This is a genomic window from Ruegeria marina, from assembly GCF_900101475.1.
Taxonomy (GTDB): Bacteria; Pseudomonadota; Alphaproteobacteria; order Rhodobacterales; family Rhodobacteraceae; genus Ruegeria_B; species Ruegeria_B marina.
In genome coordinates this window covers 1-17,307 of the sequence record NZ_FMZV01000020.1, presented here as the reverse complement: position 1 = coordinate 17,307, position 17,307 = coordinate 1, and the positions used below count along the sequence as shown (strand labels likewise).

Sequence of the window (17,307 nt, the reverse complement as noted above, 5' to 3'; positions counted from 1 at the left end):
GGATCACATCCGGAACACGCCGAAGCGTGTCTCCTCGATAGGCGCGTTCAGCGCTGCGCTCAACGACAGCGCCAGCACGTCACGGCTCTTGCGCGGGTCGATGATACCGTCATCCCAGAGCCGGGCGCTGGCGTAGAGCGGATGAGACTGCCTCTCGAACATCTCCAGCGTCGGGCGTTTGAACTCTGCCTCTTCCTCGGTCGACCAGCTGCCGCCCGCGCGTTCGATCCCGTCGCGCTTGACGGTGGCCAGAACGCCAGCCGCCTGCTCGCCGCCCATGACGGAAATCCGGCTGTTGGGCCAGGTCCACAGGAACCGCGGCTGATAGGCGCGGCCCGCCATGCCATAGTTGCCCGCCCCGAACGAGCCGCCCACCAGCATGGTGATCTTGGGCACGCTGGTGGTGGCGACCGCCGTCACCATCTTGGCGCCGTGGCGCGCGATGCCTTCGTTTTCGTATTTGCGGCCCACCATGAAGCCGGTGATGTTCTGCAGGAACACCAGCGGGATCTTGCGCTGACTGCACAGTTCCACGAAATGCGCGGCCTTTTGCGCCGCCTCGCTGAAGATCACGCCATTATTGGCGATGATGCCGATCGGGCAGCCCTTGAGATGCGCAAACCCGCAGACAATGGTCTCGCCAAAGCGCGGCTTGAACTCGTCAAAACGCGAGCCGTCGACCAGCCGCGCGATCACCTCGCGAATGTCATAGGGGGTTTTCAGGTCGGCGGGCACCACGCCCAGGATTTCCTCGGGGTCATAGGCCGGTTCTTCGGGGCTGGCCCAGTCCACCGTCAGCGGCTTGCGCCGGTTGAGCGAGCGCACCGCGCGCCGCGCCAGCGCCAGCGCATGGGCGTCGTCCTCGGCCAGGTAATCGGCCACGCCCGACAGGCGGGTATGCACATCGCCGCCGCCCAGATCCTCGGCGCTCACCACCTCGCCCGTCGCGGCCTTGACCAGCGGCGGACCTGCAAGAAAGATGGTGCCCTGTTCCTTGACGATGATGGTGACGTCGGACATGGCGGGCACATAGGCGCCACCTGCGGTGCAGGAGCCCATCACCACGGCGATCTGCGGGATGCCCTTGGCCGACATGCGCGCCTGATTGTAGAAGATGCGGCCAAAGTGGTCACGGTCGGGGAACACCTCGTCCTGGTTGGGCAGGTTAGCGCCGCCGCTGTCCACCAGGTAGATGCAGGGCAGGTTGTTTTCCTCGGCGATCTCCTGAGCGCGCAGGTGTTTCTTGACCGTCATCGGATAATACGTGCCGCCCTTCACGGTAGCATCGTTGCAGACCACCATGACCTCCTGCCCCTCGACCCGGCCGATACCGGCGATCACACCGGCGCAGGGGGCGGCGTTGTCATACATGTCGTGGGCGGCAGTCGCGCCGATTTCCAGAAAGGGCGAGCCGGGATCAAGCAGGTTCGCCACCCGCCGGCGCGGTAGCATCTTGCCGCGCGAGACATGGCGTTCGCGCGCCCTGTCTCCCCCACCGGCGCGGGCGGCCTCGGCTGCGGCGCCGATCCGGGCCAGCGCTTCGAGATGCGCGTCCCGGTTCGCCTTGAAGCCCTCGGAGGCGGGCATGGCCTTGGAGTTGAGTTTCATTGGTTGGCCTCCAGTTCAGCCGCTGCGCGGCGCTTCAATTCCTTGCGGATCACCTTGCCTGTCACTGTCATCGGCAGCGCGTCGAGAAATGCCACCTCGCGCGGATAAGAGTAGTGGGCCAGACGCTCCTTGACGTAGTCCTGCAAATCCGTTCCCGAAACCTGGGTGCCCGGTTTCAACACCACATAGGCCTTGACGATCTCGGTCCTGAGCGGGTCTGGCTTGCCGACCACGCCCACGGTCGCGACCGCCGGGTGGGTCAGCAGGCAATCCTCGATCTCGGCGGGGCCGATGCGGTAACCGGCCGAGGTGATCACGTCGTCCTCTCGGCCCACGAAACGGAGGTACGCGCCCTCCCACACACCCCGGTCGCCGGTGACAAGCCAGTCGCCCCGGAACTTGGCCGCCGTTTCCTCGGGCCGGTTCCAGTATTCCAGCAGCATCGAGGCCGAGCCGCGCCGGATGGCGACATCGCCTTCGTCCCCTGTCGGATTGCCATGGGCGTCGATCACCTCCACCTCGTGCCCCGGCACCGGCTTGCCGATACAGCCGGGGCGCGGCGCGAAATCAACCGCGCAGGAGGAGGCGACCATGTTGCATTCGGTCTGACCATAGAATTCGTTGATCGTCAGGCCAAAGGCGCGTTGGCCCCAGGCCAGCATCTCGGCACCCAGCGGTTCGCCTCCGCTTGCGACCGACCGCAGGCCTGGAATCGAGCGGTCGGCTACTTTCAGCATCCTGAGCGCGGTGGGCGGAAAGAACACATTCTTCACGCCGCCACGCGCAATCACATCGGCGCAGGCCTCGGGCGTGAACTTGTCAAGACGGGCCGCGACCACCGGAATGCCCAGCGCCAGCCCCGGCATCAGCACGTCGAAAAGACCGCCGATCCAGGCCCAGTCGGCAGGGGTCCACAGGCAGTCGCCCGCGCGCAGGTGGTCATGGCTGATCGAGACTCCGGGCAGGTGCCCGGTCAGCACCCGGTGACCATGCAGCGCGCCCTTCGGGCTGCCGGTGGTGCCGGAGGTATAGATGAGAACCGCAGGGTCTTCGGGTCGGGTATCGGCGAAGGGAACCGGCGCGCCCTCTTTCCCTGCCTCGGCGGTCATCGCCGGTTCGGCCAGATCACCCAGAAGCCCGGCGCCCTCGGCATCAGTCAGCACCAGCCGCACGCCCGCATCCGAGACACGGGACCGCAGGGCATCCTGCTTGAACAGCTTGAACAGCGGAACCGAAATCGCACCGATCTTCCAGATCGCCAGATGGGCGGCGGCGCACCAGGGCGACTGGCTGAGCAGCACGCCAACCCGATCTCCAGAGGCAACCCGCGTCAACAGGTAGCGGGCCAGGTTATCGACCATGCCGGTCAACGCCCCATAGGTGATGTCGCGCCTCTCTGGCCCGGTCAGGTCGATGATCGCCAGATCGCCCGCCGGGTGGGACAGGCACTGACGCGCCATGTTCAGTCGCTCTGGCAGGTCCCAGCCCCCATCTGGGCGCAATCCGGGTATGCGCGCAGTGAAACTCATGCACTCCTCCAGAGGAAAGAGCCTTGTTTTTCAGCGTTGTAGCATATGTCTCCTGAATGAGCACATGTGCGTGCCGAAAATTTGCACATGGAATCCTGATCCGGATCAGAGATTGGGAATGTGTTATTTGCCACGAGGGGTTCATCACTCAGACAAAATGAACCCAGATGACACGCATTGCCGCCGCGTTCGCGATCTCGACCGCTCTTGCCACCCTTGCCGACCCTCTGGCCGCTCAGTCTCATGGTGACTGGACCGTCGGTGTCGGCTACGCAAACCCCAAATCCAACAACGGCACACTCGCTGGCGGGACCGCGACCGTGGACGACAGCCCCCGGCCGATCTTTACCGCAGAGTATTTGATCCGCGACAACCTCGGCATCGAACTGCTCGCTGCAACCCCGTTCGAACATGATGTCTCCGTCAGCGGTATCGGCTATGCGGGCTCGGTCAAACATCTGCCGCCCACCCTGTCGCTCAACTACCGTTTCCCGACCCAGCCGGCCTCGAAACCCTATGTCGGACTCGGTGTGAACTACACGACATTCTTCTAAGAAAGCTCTCCCCTCCGAGCCTTGAAGCTGGAAGACAGCTTCGGCATCGCGGTCAACGCAGGCCTCAACTAACAGATCAGCGATACCGGAGCACTGCGCCTGAATGCGAGATGGATCAGCATCGAATCCGACGTCACGCTGAACGGTGCGCCGATCGGCACGGCAGAAATCGACCTGCGGGTAATCGGCGTTCAGTACGTGCATCGGTTCTGGTCCCCTCGTCAGTGACAGGCGGCCCGCAAGACCCCTCGGCGTGCGGGCCGTTTGCGTTTCAGAGCACCGTGTTCATCAACTCGCGCCCGATCAGCATGCGGCGGATTTCCGAGGTGCCGGCGCCGATCTCCATCAGCTTGGCATCGCGGAAGATGCGGCTGACCGCGCTGTCGGACAGGAAGCCGGCGCCGCCCATGGCCTGCACCGCCTGATGCGCCTGCACCATCGCCTGTTCGCTGGCATAAAGACAGCAGGCGGCGGCGTCCTGACGGGTCACGTCGCCCCGGTCACAGGCCTTGGCCACCTCGTAGATATAGGCGCGGGCCGAGTTCATCGCGGTATACATGTCGGCGATCTTGCCCTGCATCAGCTGGAAGGTGCCAATGGGTTTGCCGAACTGCTTGCGCTCGGCCAGGTAGGGCATGATCTCGTCGAGACAGGCGGCCATGATGCCGGTGCCGATGCCCGCCAGCACGACGCGCTCATAGTCGAGGCCCGACATCAGCACCGCAACGCCCTTCCCCTCCTGCCCCAGAACGTTCTCGAAAGGGACCTCGACATCTTCGAAGACCAGTTCGGCGGTGTTCGAGCCGCGCATGCCAAGCTTGTCGAAATGTTTCGAGGTCGAAAATCCCTTCATCGACTTCTCGATAAGGAAGGCGGTGATGCCCTTGCTGCCAGCCTCGGGGTCGGTCTTGGCATAGACCACCAGCGTGTCGGCGTCGGGGCCGTTGGTGATCCAGTATTTGTTGCCGTTCAGACGGTAATGGTCGTTGCGCTTTTCGGCGCGCAGCTTCATCGACACCACGTCCGACCCAGCACCCGCCTCGGACATGGCCAGTGCGCCCACATGCTCGCCCGAAATCAGGCCTGGCAGGTACTTGCGCCTCTGCTCGTCATTGCCGTTCAGCTTGATCTGGTTGACGCAGAGGTTGGAATGCGCCCCATAGCTCAGCGAGACCGAGGCGCTGGCCCGCGCGATCTCCTCGACCGCGACGGTATGCGCCAGATAGGACATGCCCGCACCGCCGAATTCCTCGGGGACCGTGATGCCCAGCAGGCCCAGATCCCCCATCTCGCGCCACAGTTCGTTGGGAAACTCGTTGCTCCGGTCGATCTCGGCGGCCATCGGCTTGACCCGCTCCTGCGCCCAGCGATGCACCATCTCACGCAGCGCATTCACGTCCTCGCCCAGATCGAATTGCATGGTTGCTGCGAACATCGCGCTCTCCTCTCCGCATTAATGAACAACTGTTCAATAAAGTCGATAGCAGCGTTTTCCGAACCCGTCAACGATTCCTGCATATAGGGCAAACAGCAAAGACGGCACCCCGCTCGGGGCGCCGCTGATGGCCTTGCGGCAATGTTCAAGATGTCAGGACTGGTAGACCGTCCCTACCTCGGCCCGGATGATGCGCGCGATCAGATCGCAATCCTCCAGACTGAAGGTCAGCGGCACCCGCATATCGACGATTCCGGCCAGCACCCGGTCGCTGGCGGGCATCGGCGCACTCTCGGCATAGCGCCAGCTGTCATAGCGCGAGGTGAAGCCGACCGGTTCAGGAGCGCCGAACCATTTCAGTTCGACCCCGCGGGCGGCGCAGCGGCGCAGCACCTGCTGCACCTTGTCGGCCGCCCAGTCGAGCAGCAGGAACTGGATGGAGGAACCCACATAGGTCTCGGCCTCGGGCCTCTCGATCACGGTCAGGCCCGGCGTGCCGCGCAGCCCCGCCTCGATCCGCCGATAGCGTTCGTTCCAACGTGCCACCTGGGTATCAAGCGCCCGCAACTGCGGCCGCAGGATCGCGGCGCGCAGATTGTCCATCCGGCCCGAGATATTGGGGGTGTGATACTTGATCCGCTCGAACACCTCGGGCCCCGGCGCCGCCAGATGACGTTCATAGAGCATATACGACCCCGACAGCATCACCGCCCGCGCCGCGATCTCCTCGTCATCGGTGACCAGCAGCCCACCCTCGCCCGAATTCACATGCTTGTAGGTCTGGCAGGAATAGCAACCGACCGCGCCCTGCCGCCCCGAGGGCACCCCGTTCCAGGCCGCGCCCATCGTGTGGGCGCAATCCTCGATCACGGTGATCCCGGCCGCGTCGCAGATCGCCATTAACCGGTCCATGTCGCACAGGTGCCCGCGCATGTGGCTGAGCATCAGAACCCGCGCCTGGCCCGCCTTGGCGGCAAGGTCTTCGAGGTCGATGGTCAGGTTCTCGGTCACGCCGACAAACACGGGCCGCGCCCCCACCGAAGCGATGGACCCCGGCACGGGCGCCAGGGTGAATGCGTTGGTCAGCACCGGGTCGCCCGGCCGGACACCAACCGCGCGCAGAGCCGTTGCCAGCGCATATCCGCCCGAGGCCACGGCGAGGCAGTATTTCGCGCCAACCTGGGCAGCGAATTCCTGCTCCAGCAGCGCGGTTTCGCCCAACTCGCCCCTTGCCAGGTTGTAGCGGTGCAAGCGACCGTGGCGCAGCACCGCCAAGGCCGCCTCGACCGCCTCCTCCGGAATGGGTTCCTGCTGGGTGAAACTACCCGAAAATGTCTCTGTCATGACCAAGGTTGTGGGGGCGGTCTTATCGACGGTCAAGGGGCTACAAACCGATTTCGGAATCTCAAATCCCGCATCAACCGATCAGTCGCCGAACGGTGTCGGGCAGATCGTCAAAGCAGTCGATCAGCGCCTCCGGTTCAAGGGCAGCCATGTCCGCCCCGGAGGGTCCAAAGGTCACGAGGATCGAAGGCACACCCGCCGCGCGTGCCGTATTGCGGTCGGTGTCACTGTCACCCACCAGAACACAGGCCGCCGGATCGCCACCCGCCGCGCGTGCCGCCGCCCGCAACGGTTCGGGGTCAGGTTTGCGCACCGGCAGGGTGTCGGCCCCGATCATCGACGCAAACGCACCCCGCACCCCCAACCGCTGCAACAACAATTCGGCCAGAGCCTCGGGTTTGTTGGTGCAGATCCCCACGCCATACCCTCGCGCCCGCAATGCCTCCACTGCTTCCATCGCTCCGGGATAAACAAAGGTATGGTGGTCGATCGCCCCCCGATAGGCCTCAAGCAAGATGGGATAATATTGGTCGACGGTGGCAACCTCGTAGGCGCCGACCCGCTCGAGCCCGCGTGTCAGCATCATGCGGCCTCCTCGCAGGGCGATTCCCGCATCCTGTCCGGGGATCAGCACATCGCCATACCCCATCTCGCGAAAGCAGTGGTTCGCGGCGGCCAGAAGATCACCCGACGTGTCCGCCAGGGTTCCGTCCAGATCGAAGATCACCGTACGCATGCTGCCCCCTTCGGCGGCTTTCCGCCTTGGCCTGTTGCAAGCCGCAATCTAGTTTGATCGCGCTATCGCTTGCGCCTTTGTCACCAGCGGATAAAACGGACGGCAGGAAAACAAAAGAGAAAACGCCACATGAGTACCGCTTTGGTCATACTGGCCGCAGGCAAGGGCACCAGAATGAATTCGGACATTCCCAAGGTCCTTCACCCGATCGCACAGGTTCCCATGCTGGCGCACGCCATGCGGACCGGAGCCGCGCTGACGCCCGAACGGACAGTGATCGTGGCCGGCTATGGCGCCGATGCCGTACGCAGCGCAGCACTGGACGAGGATGAAACCGCCCTTGTCGTTCTGCAAGAGGATCAACTGGGCACAGCTCATGCGGTCGATCAGGCCCGTGCGGCCTTGCAAGGGTTTTCCGGCGATGTCGTGGTGCTGTACGCGGATACGCCGTTCCTGCACCCCGATACGCTGGAACGGATGGTCGATGCCCGCGCCACGCATGATCTGGTCATCCTCGGATTCGAGGCCGCCGATCCCGAGCGCTATGGACGCCTCGTGATGCAGGGCGACAGCCTCGAGAGGATCGTCGAATACAAGGATGCCAGCGACGCCGAACGCGCCATCAGCTTCTGCAACTCCGGGCTTCTGGCCTGCAAGTCCGACACGCTGTTTTCGCTGATCGCCGAGGTGGGCAACGCAAATGCCGCGGGCGAGTACTACCTGACCGATGTCGTCGAGATCGCCCGCAAGCGCGGTCTCAGGGTCACGGCCGTTTCCTGCGATGAAAGCGAGACGCTGGGCGTCAATTCCCGGGCCGATCTGGCAGCGGCCGACGCGATTTTTCAGACCCGCGCGCGGGCAGAACTGCTCGACCTCGGCGTGACCCTGATGGCGCCCGAAACCGTCTACCTTGCCGCCGACACCGTGATCGGCCGCGATACCGTGATCGAACCCAATGTTGTCTTCGGCCCCGGCGTCACCGTCGAAAGCGGCGCGACGATCCGCGCCTTCTCGCATCTCGAAGGGTGCCACGTCAGCCAGGGCGCGGTCGTAGGCCCCTATGCGCGCCTGCGTCCCGGCACGGAACTGGCCGAGAACACCCGTGTCGGCAACTTTGTCGAGATCAAGAATGCCGAGATCGGCGAGGGCACCAAGATCAATCACTTGTCCTATGTCGGTGACGCAAGCGTCGGGGCACACACCAACATCGGTGCGGGAACAATCACCTGCAATTACGATGGCGTGATGAAACACCGCACCACCATTGGCGCGAACGTGTTTGTCGGGTCGAACACGATGCTTGTGGCCCCGGTGACATTGGGAGATGGCTCGATGACGGCGACCGGAACCGTGGTCACCCGGGATGTGGAACCCGACGCCCTTGCACTTGGACGCGCCGCGCAGGAAAACAAGCCTGGCTATGCACGCAAGCTGTTCCAGATGCTGCGCGCCAAGAAAGCCAGAAAGCAGAAGGAAACCTGACCATGTGCGGCATTGTCGGTGTGCTCGGCGACCACGAGGTCGCACCCACCCTGGTCGAGGCCCTGAAGCGGCTCGAATACCGCGGCTACGACAGCGCGGGCATCGCAACAGTCAACAATGGCGTGCTGGATCGCCGCCGGGCCGTTGGCAAGCTTGTGAACCTGAGCGACCTTCTGGTGCACGAACCGCTGCCGGGCAAATCCGGCATCGGGCATACCCGCTGGGCGACCCATGGCGCGCCCTCGGTCAACAACGCCCATCCCCATCGCGCCGGCGCGGTTGCGGTGGTCCATAACGGCATCGTCGAGAATTACCGGGAATTGCGCGCCGAACTGGCTGAACTTGGCATCTCCTTTGCGACCGAGACCGATACGGAAACGGTGGCCCTGATGACCGAGCGTTACATGCGCGAAGGGCTTGGTCCGGTCGAGGCGGCCTTTCGCACGCTCGACAAGCTTGAAGGCGCCTTTGCCCTGGCGTTTCTCTTCGATGGAGAGGAAGACCTGATCGTCGCCGCGCGCAAGGGCAGCCCCCTGGCGATCGGACACGGCGACGGCGAGATGTACGTCGGATCGGACGCCATCGCGCTGGCCCCGCTGACCGACAGGATCACCTATCTCGAAGAAGGCGACCGCGCCATCGTCACCCGCAAGGGCGTCGAGATCAGCGACGCCAACGGGCAACGGGCCAATCGGCAGATGCGCAGGATCAAGCTGGACAGCGCGCGCGTCGACAAGGGCGGTTTCAAGCATTTCATGGCCAAGGAAATAGCCGAGCAGCCCACGGTGATCGCCGAGGCGATCCGCTCCTATCTGCCGACCGGATCCGACAAAGTGCAACTCCCTGGCGAAGGGGTGGATTTCGCCAGTGTCGACCGGCTGACCATGGTGGCCTGCGGGACGGCCTATTATGCCTGCCTGACGGCGAAATACTGGTTCGAGCAACTGGCGCGGTTGCCGGTGGAAGTGGATATCGCCAGCGAATTCCGGTACCGCGAACCTCCGATCCCGGCACGGACGCTGGCCCTGTTCGTCAGCCAGTCGGGCGAAACCGCCGACACACTGGCGGCTCTGCGTTATTGCCGCGACAAGGCGGAGAGGATCGTTTCGGTCGTCAATGTGCCCGAAAGCTCGATTGCCCGGGAAAGCGATCTGATGCTGCCAATCCATGCCGGAGTCGAGGTTGGCGTCGCCTCGACCAAAGCTTTCACCTGCCAGCTGAGCGTTCTGTTGATGCTGGCGCTCAAGGCGGCCTGCGACCGGGGTACTCTCACGTCAGACCAGATCGCCGACCATGCGGCGGCGCTGCGCGGGCTGCCGTCGACTCTCAATGCCGCATTGGATCAGAACGACACGATCCGGTCCGCCGCGCAGAAATTGAGCGAGGCGCGCGACGTGCTGTTCCTGGGCCGGGGCCTGATGTTTCCGCTTGCCCTGGAGGGTGCGCTGAAACTCAAGGAAATCAGCTACATCCACGCCGAAGCCTATGCTTCGGGAGAGTTGAAGCACGGGCCGATCGCGCTGATCGACCAGCAGATGCCGGTGGTCGTCATGGCACCGCGCGATGCGCTGTTCGACAAGACGGTGTCGAACATGCAGGAGGTCATGGCGCGCAAGGGAAAGGTGATGCTGATCTCGGATTCCAAAGGCCTGGCCGAGGCCCGCGACGGTGTCTGGTCGACCATCCAGATGCCGCATGTCCATCCGTCGCTGACGCCGATCCTTTATGCTGTCCCCGCGCAGCTTCTGGCCTATCATACCGCGGTGGCCAAGGGGACCGACGTGGACCAGCCGCGCAACCTTGCCAAATCCGTAACTGTTGAGTGACGCCATGGCCAAGCAGTTTCCGCAGATCGACGAAGCGCACCGCAAGTTCATCGAGGAACAGCATATTTTCTTCACCGGTTCGGCCGGCCCCGAGGGGCGGGTCAATATCTCGCCCAAGGGCATGGACTCGCTGCGCGTGATCGGGCCAAACCGTATCGTCTGGATGAACATTACCGGCAGCGGAAATGAAACGGCTGGGCACCTTCTGGAGAGTGACCGGATGACCTTGATGTGGTGCTCCTTCACCACCCGGCCGCTGATCCTGCGCTGCTACGGAAACGCGCGAACCCTGCATATTGGCGACGCGGGATGGGATGAACTGGCCGCTCTCTTCCCCGCCCATCGCAGCGCCCGCCAGATCTTCGACATGTCGGTCGATCGGGTCCAGACCTCTTGCGGCTATGCGGTGCCATTCATGGACTATCGTTCGGAACGGGACACAATGCAGAAATGGGTCGACGCGAAATCGGATGAGGACATCCGCGCCTATTGGGTCGAGAAGAACCAGAAAACCATCGACGGCAAACCGACCGGCGTGCCGGTCTGATCGCGCACCAGACGAAGATCACCAAGGGGCGGCACCTGCTCATGGAAGCGGGGCGTCGGCCGGATTTCCCGGCGTAAAAACAATTCCAACCGCCTCGCGATCCTGACGGCCTTCATTTTGCATGCCTGAATATTTGAAGCATAAAACTTCTTGTGCGCAGTTTCGTGACCGGCTACCATCGGTCTCGTCCAATGCAATTCGAGATGGGCTTGCAGTGTATTTCACTTTCCAGAACCCTGATCCCTGCCAGTATCGCGGCTTCGTGGGGGCCCTTTCCTGCCCGTCCGGGTTCCTGACGGCCAAGAAGATTGTGCCCCGCCCGGTATTCGCTGCCGGGTGCAGCCGGGGAATGTGGTTGGCTTGGCTTCGGAACAACTTTTGCGGCGTCAGGCGAAGGCGATCGGTTTCTTGACCACCCCCTTTTCGGACCGGATCACATCAATCAAGGGAGCAACCCGATGAAACCCAGAACCATTCACCCCGAAGGTTGGGCGCCGGCGTTGGGATATGCCAACGGGATGCTGATGGCTGACGGCACCCTGCATGTCGGCGGACAGATCGGATGGAACGAGAGCAAGGAAATCGTCTCGAAGGATTTCATCGGCCAGATGGAACAGGCGCTGTCCAACATTGCGGCCATAGTGCGTGCAGCGGGCGGCGACGTGGACGACATCGGACGCCTGACCTGGTTCGTGAAGGACAAAAAGGAATATCTCGCCCGTCAGAAAGAGGTAGGACAGGCCTATCGGAAAATCTTTGGCCGCCATTTCCCGGCCATGTCGATGATCGTCATCGACGATCTGATCGAGGATGACGCCCTGCTCGAGATCGAGGCCACCGCCTATATTCCGCAATCGACCTGAGGCCGTTCGGCCCGCGCTGCAGGATCAGGCTCCGGGCCGTTCTATACCCCCAGGTACTGCTCGGCGACGCCGTTACCGACATCGGCCATCGGGCCGTGCCAGACGGTTTCTCCCCGTTGCAGAACAACCGCCTCATCGGCGATCCTCGCCAGTTCCTTCAGCGACTTGTCGATCACCAGGATCGCCAGCCCCGACTCGTGCTTGAGCGTTCCTATGGCTTTCCAGATCTCTTGCCGCACGATCGGGGCAAGCCCTTCGGTGGCCTCGTCCAGCACCAGCAGGCGTGGGTTGGTCATCAAGGCCCGGCCAATGGCAAGCATCTGCTGCTCCCCTCCGGACAGGGATGCTGCGGACTGGCTGCGCCGCTCTTCGAGCCGGGGGAAAAGTTGGGCGACCCGCTTGAAATCCCAGTGCCCCGGACGCGCAGCCGCGATCAGGTTCTCCTCGACCGTCAGGTTGGGAAAGCAGCGCCGCCCTTCGGGCACCAGCCCCAGCCCTAACTTGGCCGCCCTGTGCGATGCCAGCCTGCGCAAGTCATGGCCGTCGAACAGCAGTTCGCCGCCCGCGACGGGCAACATCCGGAAGATGGTCTTGACCGTGGTTGTCTTGCCCATTCCATTGCGGCCCATCAGGGCGACAACCTGCCCCTCCGCTACCCGAAGGCTGACCTTGAACAGGGCCTGACTGGGCCCGTAGAAGGCAGAGACATTGGTCAGGCTCAGCAGGCTCATTCTTCCTCTCCCAGATAGGCGCGGCGCACTTCGGGATGGGCGCGGATTTCATCCACAGTTCCGGTTGCGATGACGCTGCCGTAAACCAGCACCGAGATCCGGTCTGCCAGCGCAAAAACCGCATCCATGTCATGTTCGACCAGCAGGATGGGCGCTTCGTGCCGCAACTCGTCCAGAAACCGGGTCAGGCGTTGGGAACCGCTGGTTCCCAGCCCCGCCATCGGTTCATCCATGACGAAGGCGCGCGGCCGCATGGTCAGAGCCACGGCGACCTCAAGCTGCCGCCGCTGCCCGTGCGACAGATCGGATGTGCGCATGAGCGCCTGTTCCGAAAGACCGACACGCGCAAGCGCGGTTTCGGCGGTCTCGCGCAGCGCCTTGTCCTTGAGAACCGGACGTAAAAACCTGAAGGGCCGTCCGCTGGCGCCCAGGGCGCCCAGCATGACGTTCTGCAACACGCTGTCCTCCATCGCCAGGGCGGATATCTGGAAAGTCCGCCCCAACCCCATCTGCGCCCTCTGCACCGTATCCAGCGCGGTCACGTCACGGCCCAGAAACCGCACAGTGCCGGAGTCCGGCTGCAATCCACCGGCGATCTGCTTGATCAGGGTTGATTTGCCGGCACCGTTCGGGCCGATGAGCGCATGGATTTCCCCGACACGCAGGTCCAGCGATACGTCGATTGACGCCTTCAGCGCACCAAAGCTCTTGTTGATCTTGGTGACGGACAGGATCGGTTCAGCCATGCTTGCCCCCCTGCCCTGCCAGCGTTCCGATGACACCGCCGCGCGCGAACAGCACCACTCCGAGCAACAGAAGCCCCAGGTAGATGTGCCAGTACTCGGACAAGCCGCCAAGCACGTGTTCCAGCAGGATGAACAGCAGCGCGCCCGCCACCGGCCCGAACAGGCGCGCGACACCGCCGAGAATGACGAAAACCATGATTTCCCCCGAGGTCTGCCAGCTGAGCATGCTGGGGCTGACGAACCGGTTGAGATCTGCGAACAGCGCACCGGCCAGCCCGGTGATCATCCCCGAAATCACGAAAACCGTAAGCCTGAGCCGGTAGGGCCTGATGCCGACGGTTTCTACCCGCTCGGATGTTTGACGCGCCGCGTTGAGCGCCAGACCAAAGGGCGAAGCCGCCAACCGGGCCGATAACAGCAGAACCGCACCCAGGATCGCATAACAGATCAGGAAGAACTGGATCGGGTCGAGCGTGTTGAGTCCGGGAAAGCTGTTGCGCACATAGATCGACAGACCGTCCTCGCCGCCATAAGCAGGCCAGCTTATCGCGAAATAGAAGAGCATCTGGCCAAAGGCGAGCGTGATCATGATGAAATAGACGCCGGATGTGCGCAATGACAGTGCTCCGATCACCAGTGCCGCCAGCGCCGAAGCCACGACCGCCACAAGCCAGATCACCGGCATGGACTTGGTGCCTTCGATCACAAAGGGAAACTCCATCAACGGTGTGTAACTCTGCGCGTGGCTGGCGAGGATTCCCATCGCGTAGCCGCCGATCCCGAAGAAAGCCGCGTGACCCAGGCTGACCAGCCCGCCCAGACCCAGGGCCAGGTTCAACCCGACGCCGGCCAGCGCAAGGATCACGACCCGCGTCGACAAGGTGATCATGAACGGTTCCTCCGCCCACCAGGCCCAGAGCGGAAACGCGAAAAGGCCCAGACCCAGCACGGCGTTGAAGAGTGTCTCGCGGGTCATGCGCGCGCTCCATAAAGCCCGGTGGGTCTGACGATCAGCACCACGGCCATGAGGATGTAGATCAGCATCGAGGACAGCGCAGAACCGATACTGGTCGCGTCAGCCGGTTCCATGAACAGGCCAAAGAGACCGGGCAGCAGGGCCCGCCCCAGCGTATCGGTCAGCCCGACAAGAATGGAGCCTGCCAGCGCCCCCTTGATCGAACCGATGCCGCCGATAACAATCACCACAAAGGCCAGGATCAGCACCGGTTCTCCCATGCCCACCTGTACCGACTGAATGGCCCCGATCAGCGCACCTGCCAGCCCGGCCAGGGCGGCTCCCAGCGCGAAGACCACTGTGTAAAGCCTTGATATGTTGACCCCCAGCGCCGCGATCATCTCACGGTCGCTTTCGCCGGCACGGATCTGAATGCCCAGCCGTGTGCGCGCGATCAGCAGAAACAATCCCAGTGCGACGAGCAACCCGACACCGATGATGGTCAGGCGATAGAGCGGGTAGTCGATGCCGCCCGGCAGCGTGACCGGGCCGGACAGATAGTCGGGAATGTCGAGAAACAACGGAAACGAGCCGAACAGCCACCGTGTCCCCTCGGAAAAGATCAGGATCAGCGCGAAAGTCGCCAACACCTGGTCCAGGTGATCGCGGGCATAGAGCCTCCGGATCACCAGCACCTCGACCAGCACCCCCGCAGCAGCTGCGGCCGCGATACTGGCCATCACCGCCAGAAGAAAACTGCCCGAAGCCGCAGCCACCGCCGCCGCAGCAAAGGCGCCGATCATGAACAGCGAGCCATGCGCCAGGTTGATCAGCCCCATCACCCCAAAAACAAGGGTCAGGCCGGCAGCCGTCAGAAACAGCATTACCCCGAACTGAAGCCCGTTCAGAAGCTGTTCGGCCAAAAGAAGGAAAGACATCGGACAGGTCCCGGAGTTGCGGCGCGGGCACCGGGCCCGCGCCATCAGGCGTCTTACATCTCGCACTCGGCGGCATAGACGTCGGAATGATCTTCCAGCGCAACACCCACCAGCTTGTTTGTGTAAATGTCACCTTCCTTGACCACCTGCCTGACATAGATGTCCTGGATCGGATGCTGGTTCGGACCGAAGGAGAACTTGCCCCTGACAGAGTCGAAGTCAGCCGCGCGCAAGGCGGCAAGAAACGCGTCCTTGTCCGAGATATCGGCCTTGGCCATGGCGCTCAGCAAAAGATTGGCGGTGTCATAGCCCTGGCTGGCATAAAGAGACGGCAGCCGGCCATATTCGGCCAGGAAGGCCGCGACAAAGGCCGCATTGGCCGGGTTGTCCAGGTCCTTGTTCCACTGGCTGGTATTGTGCACGCCAAGCGCCGCGTCACCCACCGCCTGCAGGATATCCTGATCGAAACTGAAGGCCGGGCCGACCAGCGGAAGGCCGATCCCGCTGTCGGCATATTGCTTGAGGAAAGATATCCCCATGCCGCCCGGCAGGAAGAAGAACACGCTGTCGGCACCGCTTGCCCGGATCTGCGCCAGTTCCGAGGCGTAATCCGTCTGGCCCAGCTTGGTCAGCAATTCCCCAGCCAGATCACCCTTGTACATCCGCTTGTAGCCAGCCAGCGCGTCGTGGCCGGCCGGATAGTTCGGCGCCAGGATGAAACTGTTCTTCAACCCGGCCGAGTTCGCATAGGCGCCCGCTGCCTCGTGGAGGTTGTCGTTCTGCCAGGCCACGTTGAAATAGTAGGGATGGCAACCCTTGCCTGCCAGCGCCGAAGGTCCGGCATTGGGCGACAGATAGATCTTGCCCTGCGCCGTGGCAGCCGGGGCCACGGCCATGGCCAGGTTGGACCAGACGATACCGGTCAGAATGTCGACCTTGTCCGACTGGATCATCTTGTCGGCGAGCTGGACGGCCACATCGGGTTTTTGCTGGTCGTCCTCGACGACCACTTCCACATCGGTGGTTCCCGACTGTTTGAGTGCCAGCATGAAGCCGTCGCGAATGGCCACCCCCAGACCGGCTCCGCCACCCGAAAGCGTGGTGATCATTCCGACCTTTACCGGTTCCGCGACGGCCATTCCCGCCGACAGGACCGCCGCCGACGCGAGCGTCACGAGTGCGTTGAGTTTCATTTTTTCCTCCTGATATTGGACCTTGGTTGCTAAAAGCCCTGTGCGGGCAATCGTACGCCTTGTTGCCGGCGCTTGTCCGAATCTTCCCGGATATTGCCCGCGATGAAAATCCCCGAACCGCCGGGCCACCGCAAGCATCGGCACGCTCATCTGCCTTTGCGCCTCCGACCCGCAGCCACGAAGGGGCCGCCACCCCGGACTGGCATCGCCACCGCTATCTTGGACAGGATCCCAGCATGCTCAAATTCCCCTGTTGAAGTTTGCCATTGTCTGTCGGGCGATGACGAGGCGCTGGACGTCGGATGCGCCCTCGTAGATGCGCAGGGCGCGGATGTCGCGGTAGAGCTGTTCGACCGTCTCGCCGCGCCGCACGCCATCGCCGCCAAAAAGCTGGACGGCCCGGTCGATCACCTGCTGCGCCTGGTCGGTGGCATGGAGCTTGGCCATCGCCGCCTCGCGGCTGACGCGCGCGGCGCCCATGTCCTTGGCCCAGGCGGCGCGATAGGTGAGCAGTGCGCTCGCGTCCACATCCAGCGCCATGTCGGCCACATGGCCCTGCACCATCTGCAGCTCGAACAGCGGCGCCCCCTGCACCTGCCGCGCCGCGACCCGCGCCAGCGCCGCGTCCAGCGCCCGGCGGGCAAAGCCGAGTGCCGCCGCCGCCACGGTCGAGCGGAACACGTCGAGCACCGCCATCGCCACCTTGAACCCCGCCCCTGGCGCGCCCAGCAGCGCCGCGCGCGGCACCCGCACATCCGAAAACCTCAGCCGCGCCAGCGGATGCGGCGCCATCACCTCCAGCCGCTCGGCCACCTCGAAC

The 17,307-nt window shown here is 63.4% G+C and carries 15 protein-coding genes and 1 pseudogene; 5 read left to right on the top strand and 11 right to left on the bottom strand.

All coding sequences use genetic code 11. The features are described 5' to 3' along the window. Nucleotides 1–3: 3 nt before the first annotated feature. Nucleotides 4–1,608, bottom strand: a complete 1,605-nt coding sequence (locus BLT75_RS20695; RefSeq protein ID WP_093036604.1) for a carboxyl transferase domain-containing protein — start codon at nucleotides 1,606–1,608, stop codon at nucleotides 4–6. Further along, entirely contained in the window at nucleotides 1,605–3,137 is a 1,533-nt protein-coding gene (locus tag BLT75_RS20690; protein WP_093036601.1) for an AMP-binding protein, read from the bottom strand. The genes BLT75_RS20695 and BLT75_RS20690 overlap by 4 nt, the downstream gene beginning before the upstream one ends. A gap of 167 nt (nucleotides 3,138–3,304) precedes the next feature. Here BLT75_RS20690 and BLT75_RS20685 point away from each other — a divergent pair. Further along, a pseudogene (locus BLT75_RS20685) lies at nucleotides 3,305–3,919 on the top strand (OmpW/AlkL family protein). Nucleotides 3,920–3,962: 43 nt separating this feature from the next. Here BLT75_RS20685 and BLT75_RS20680 read toward each other — a convergent pair. The 3 genes from BLT75_RS20680 to BLT75_RS20670 form a co-directional block, all read right to left on the bottom strand. Then, complete coding sequence (locus BLT75_RS20680) at nucleotides 3,963–5,126, bottom strand: isovaleryl-CoA dehydrogenase (RefSeq protein ID WP_093036598.1); 1,164 nt, start codon at nucleotides 5,124–5,126, stop codon at nucleotides 3,963–3,965. Nucleotides 5,127–5,279: 153 nt separating this feature from the next. Continuing rightward, the gene (locus tag BLT75_RS20675) at nucleotides 5,280–6,470 is read right to left on the bottom strand and encodes a DegT/DnrJ/EryC1/StrS family aminotransferase (protein WP_093036745.1); all 1,191 of its coding nucleotides are present in this window, start codon (nucleotides 6,468–6,470) and stop codon (nucleotides 5,280–5,282) included. A gap of 73 nt (nucleotides 6,471–6,543) precedes the next feature. Continuing rightward, on the bottom strand, nucleotides 6,544–7,206 hold the full coding sequence (locus tag BLT75_RS20670; protein WP_093036595.1) for an HAD-IA family hydrolase: 663 nt from the start codon (nucleotides 7,204–7,206) through the stop codon (nucleotides 6,544–6,546). Between the two features lie 129 nt (nucleotides 7,207–7,335). Here BLT75_RS20670 and glmU point away from each other — a divergent pair, with 129 nt between their 5' ends. From glmU to BLT75_RS20650, 4 genes are all read left to right on the top strand, one after another. Then, nucleotides 7,336–8,688, top strand: a complete 1,353-nt coding sequence (gene glmU / locus BLT75_RS20665) for a bifunctional UDP-N-acetylglucosamine diphosphorylase/glucosamine-1-phosphate N-acetyltransferase GlmU (protein ID WP_093036592.1) — start codon at nucleotides 7,336–7,338, stop codon at nucleotides 8,686–8,688. A gap of 2 nt (nucleotides 8,689–8,690) precedes the next feature. Beyond that, nucleotides 8,691–10,514: a glutamine--fructose-6-phosphate transaminase (isomerizing) gene (glmS, locus tag BLT75_RS20660; RefSeq protein ID WP_093036589.1), complete on the top strand. Its 1,824-nt coding sequence runs from the start codon at nucleotides 8,691–8,693 to the stop codon at nucleotides 10,512–10,514. 4 nt (nucleotides 10,515–10,518) lie between these two features. Continuing rightward, nucleotides 10,519–11,061 carry a pyridoxamine 5'-phosphate oxidase family protein gene (locus BLT75_RS20655; RefSeq protein WP_093036586.1) on the top strand — a complete coding sequence of 181 codons (543 nt, stop codon included), beginning with the start codon at nucleotides 10,519–10,521 and terminating at the stop codon, nucleotides 11,059–11,061. A gap of 458 nt (nucleotides 11,062–11,519) precedes the next feature. Continuing rightward, nucleotides 11,520–11,924 (top strand): RidA family protein, encoded by a 405-nt coding sequence (locus BLT75_RS20650; protein ID WP_093036583.1) that lies wholly within the window; start codon nucleotides 11,520–11,522, stop codon nucleotides 11,922–11,924. 41 nt (nucleotides 11,925–11,965) lie between these two features. Here BLT75_RS20650 and BLT75_RS20645 read toward each other — a convergent pair whose 3' ends face one another. The 6 genes from BLT75_RS20645 to BLT75_RS20620 all read right to left on the bottom strand — a co-directional run. Continuing rightward, entirely contained in the window at nucleotides 11,966–12,655 is a 690-nt protein-coding gene (locus BLT75_RS20645; protein WP_093036580.1) for an ABC transporter ATP-binding protein, read from the bottom strand. Continuing rightward, nucleotides 12,652–13,401: an ABC transporter ATP-binding protein gene (locus BLT75_RS20640; RefSeq protein ID WP_093036577.1), complete on the bottom strand. Its 750-nt coding sequence runs from the start codon at nucleotides 13,399–13,401 to the stop codon at nucleotides 12,652–12,654. The genes BLT75_RS20645 and BLT75_RS20640 overlap by 4 nt, the downstream gene beginning before the upstream one ends. Next, the gene (locus tag BLT75_RS20635; protein WP_093036574.1) at nucleotides 13,394–14,377 is read right to left on the bottom strand and encodes a branched-chain amino acid ABC transporter permease; all 984 of its coding nucleotides are present in this window, start codon (nucleotides 14,375–14,377) and stop codon (nucleotides 13,394–13,396) included. Before BLT75_RS20635 ends, BLT75_RS20640 begins: the two co-directional genes overlap by 8 nt. Continuing rightward, the gene (locus tag BLT75_RS20630) at nucleotides 14,374–15,294 is read right to left on the bottom strand and encodes a branched-chain amino acid ABC transporter permease (RefSeq protein ID WP_093036571.1); all 921 of its coding nucleotides are present in this window, start codon (nucleotides 15,292–15,294) and stop codon (nucleotides 14,374–14,376) included. Before BLT75_RS20630 ends, BLT75_RS20635 begins: the two co-directional genes overlap by 4 nt. Nucleotides 15,295–15,347: 53 nt before the next feature. Next, entirely contained in the window at nucleotides 15,348–16,487 is a 1,140-nt protein-coding gene (locus tag BLT75_RS20625) for an ABC transporter substrate-binding protein (protein ID WP_093036742.1), read from the bottom strand. 240 nt (nucleotides 16,488–16,727) lie between these two features. Next, nucleotides 16,728–17,307 (bottom strand): acyl-CoA dehydrogenase family protein (locus tag BLT75_RS20620; protein ID WP_143028614.1); only part of this gene is annotated, 580 nt, incomplete at its 5' end.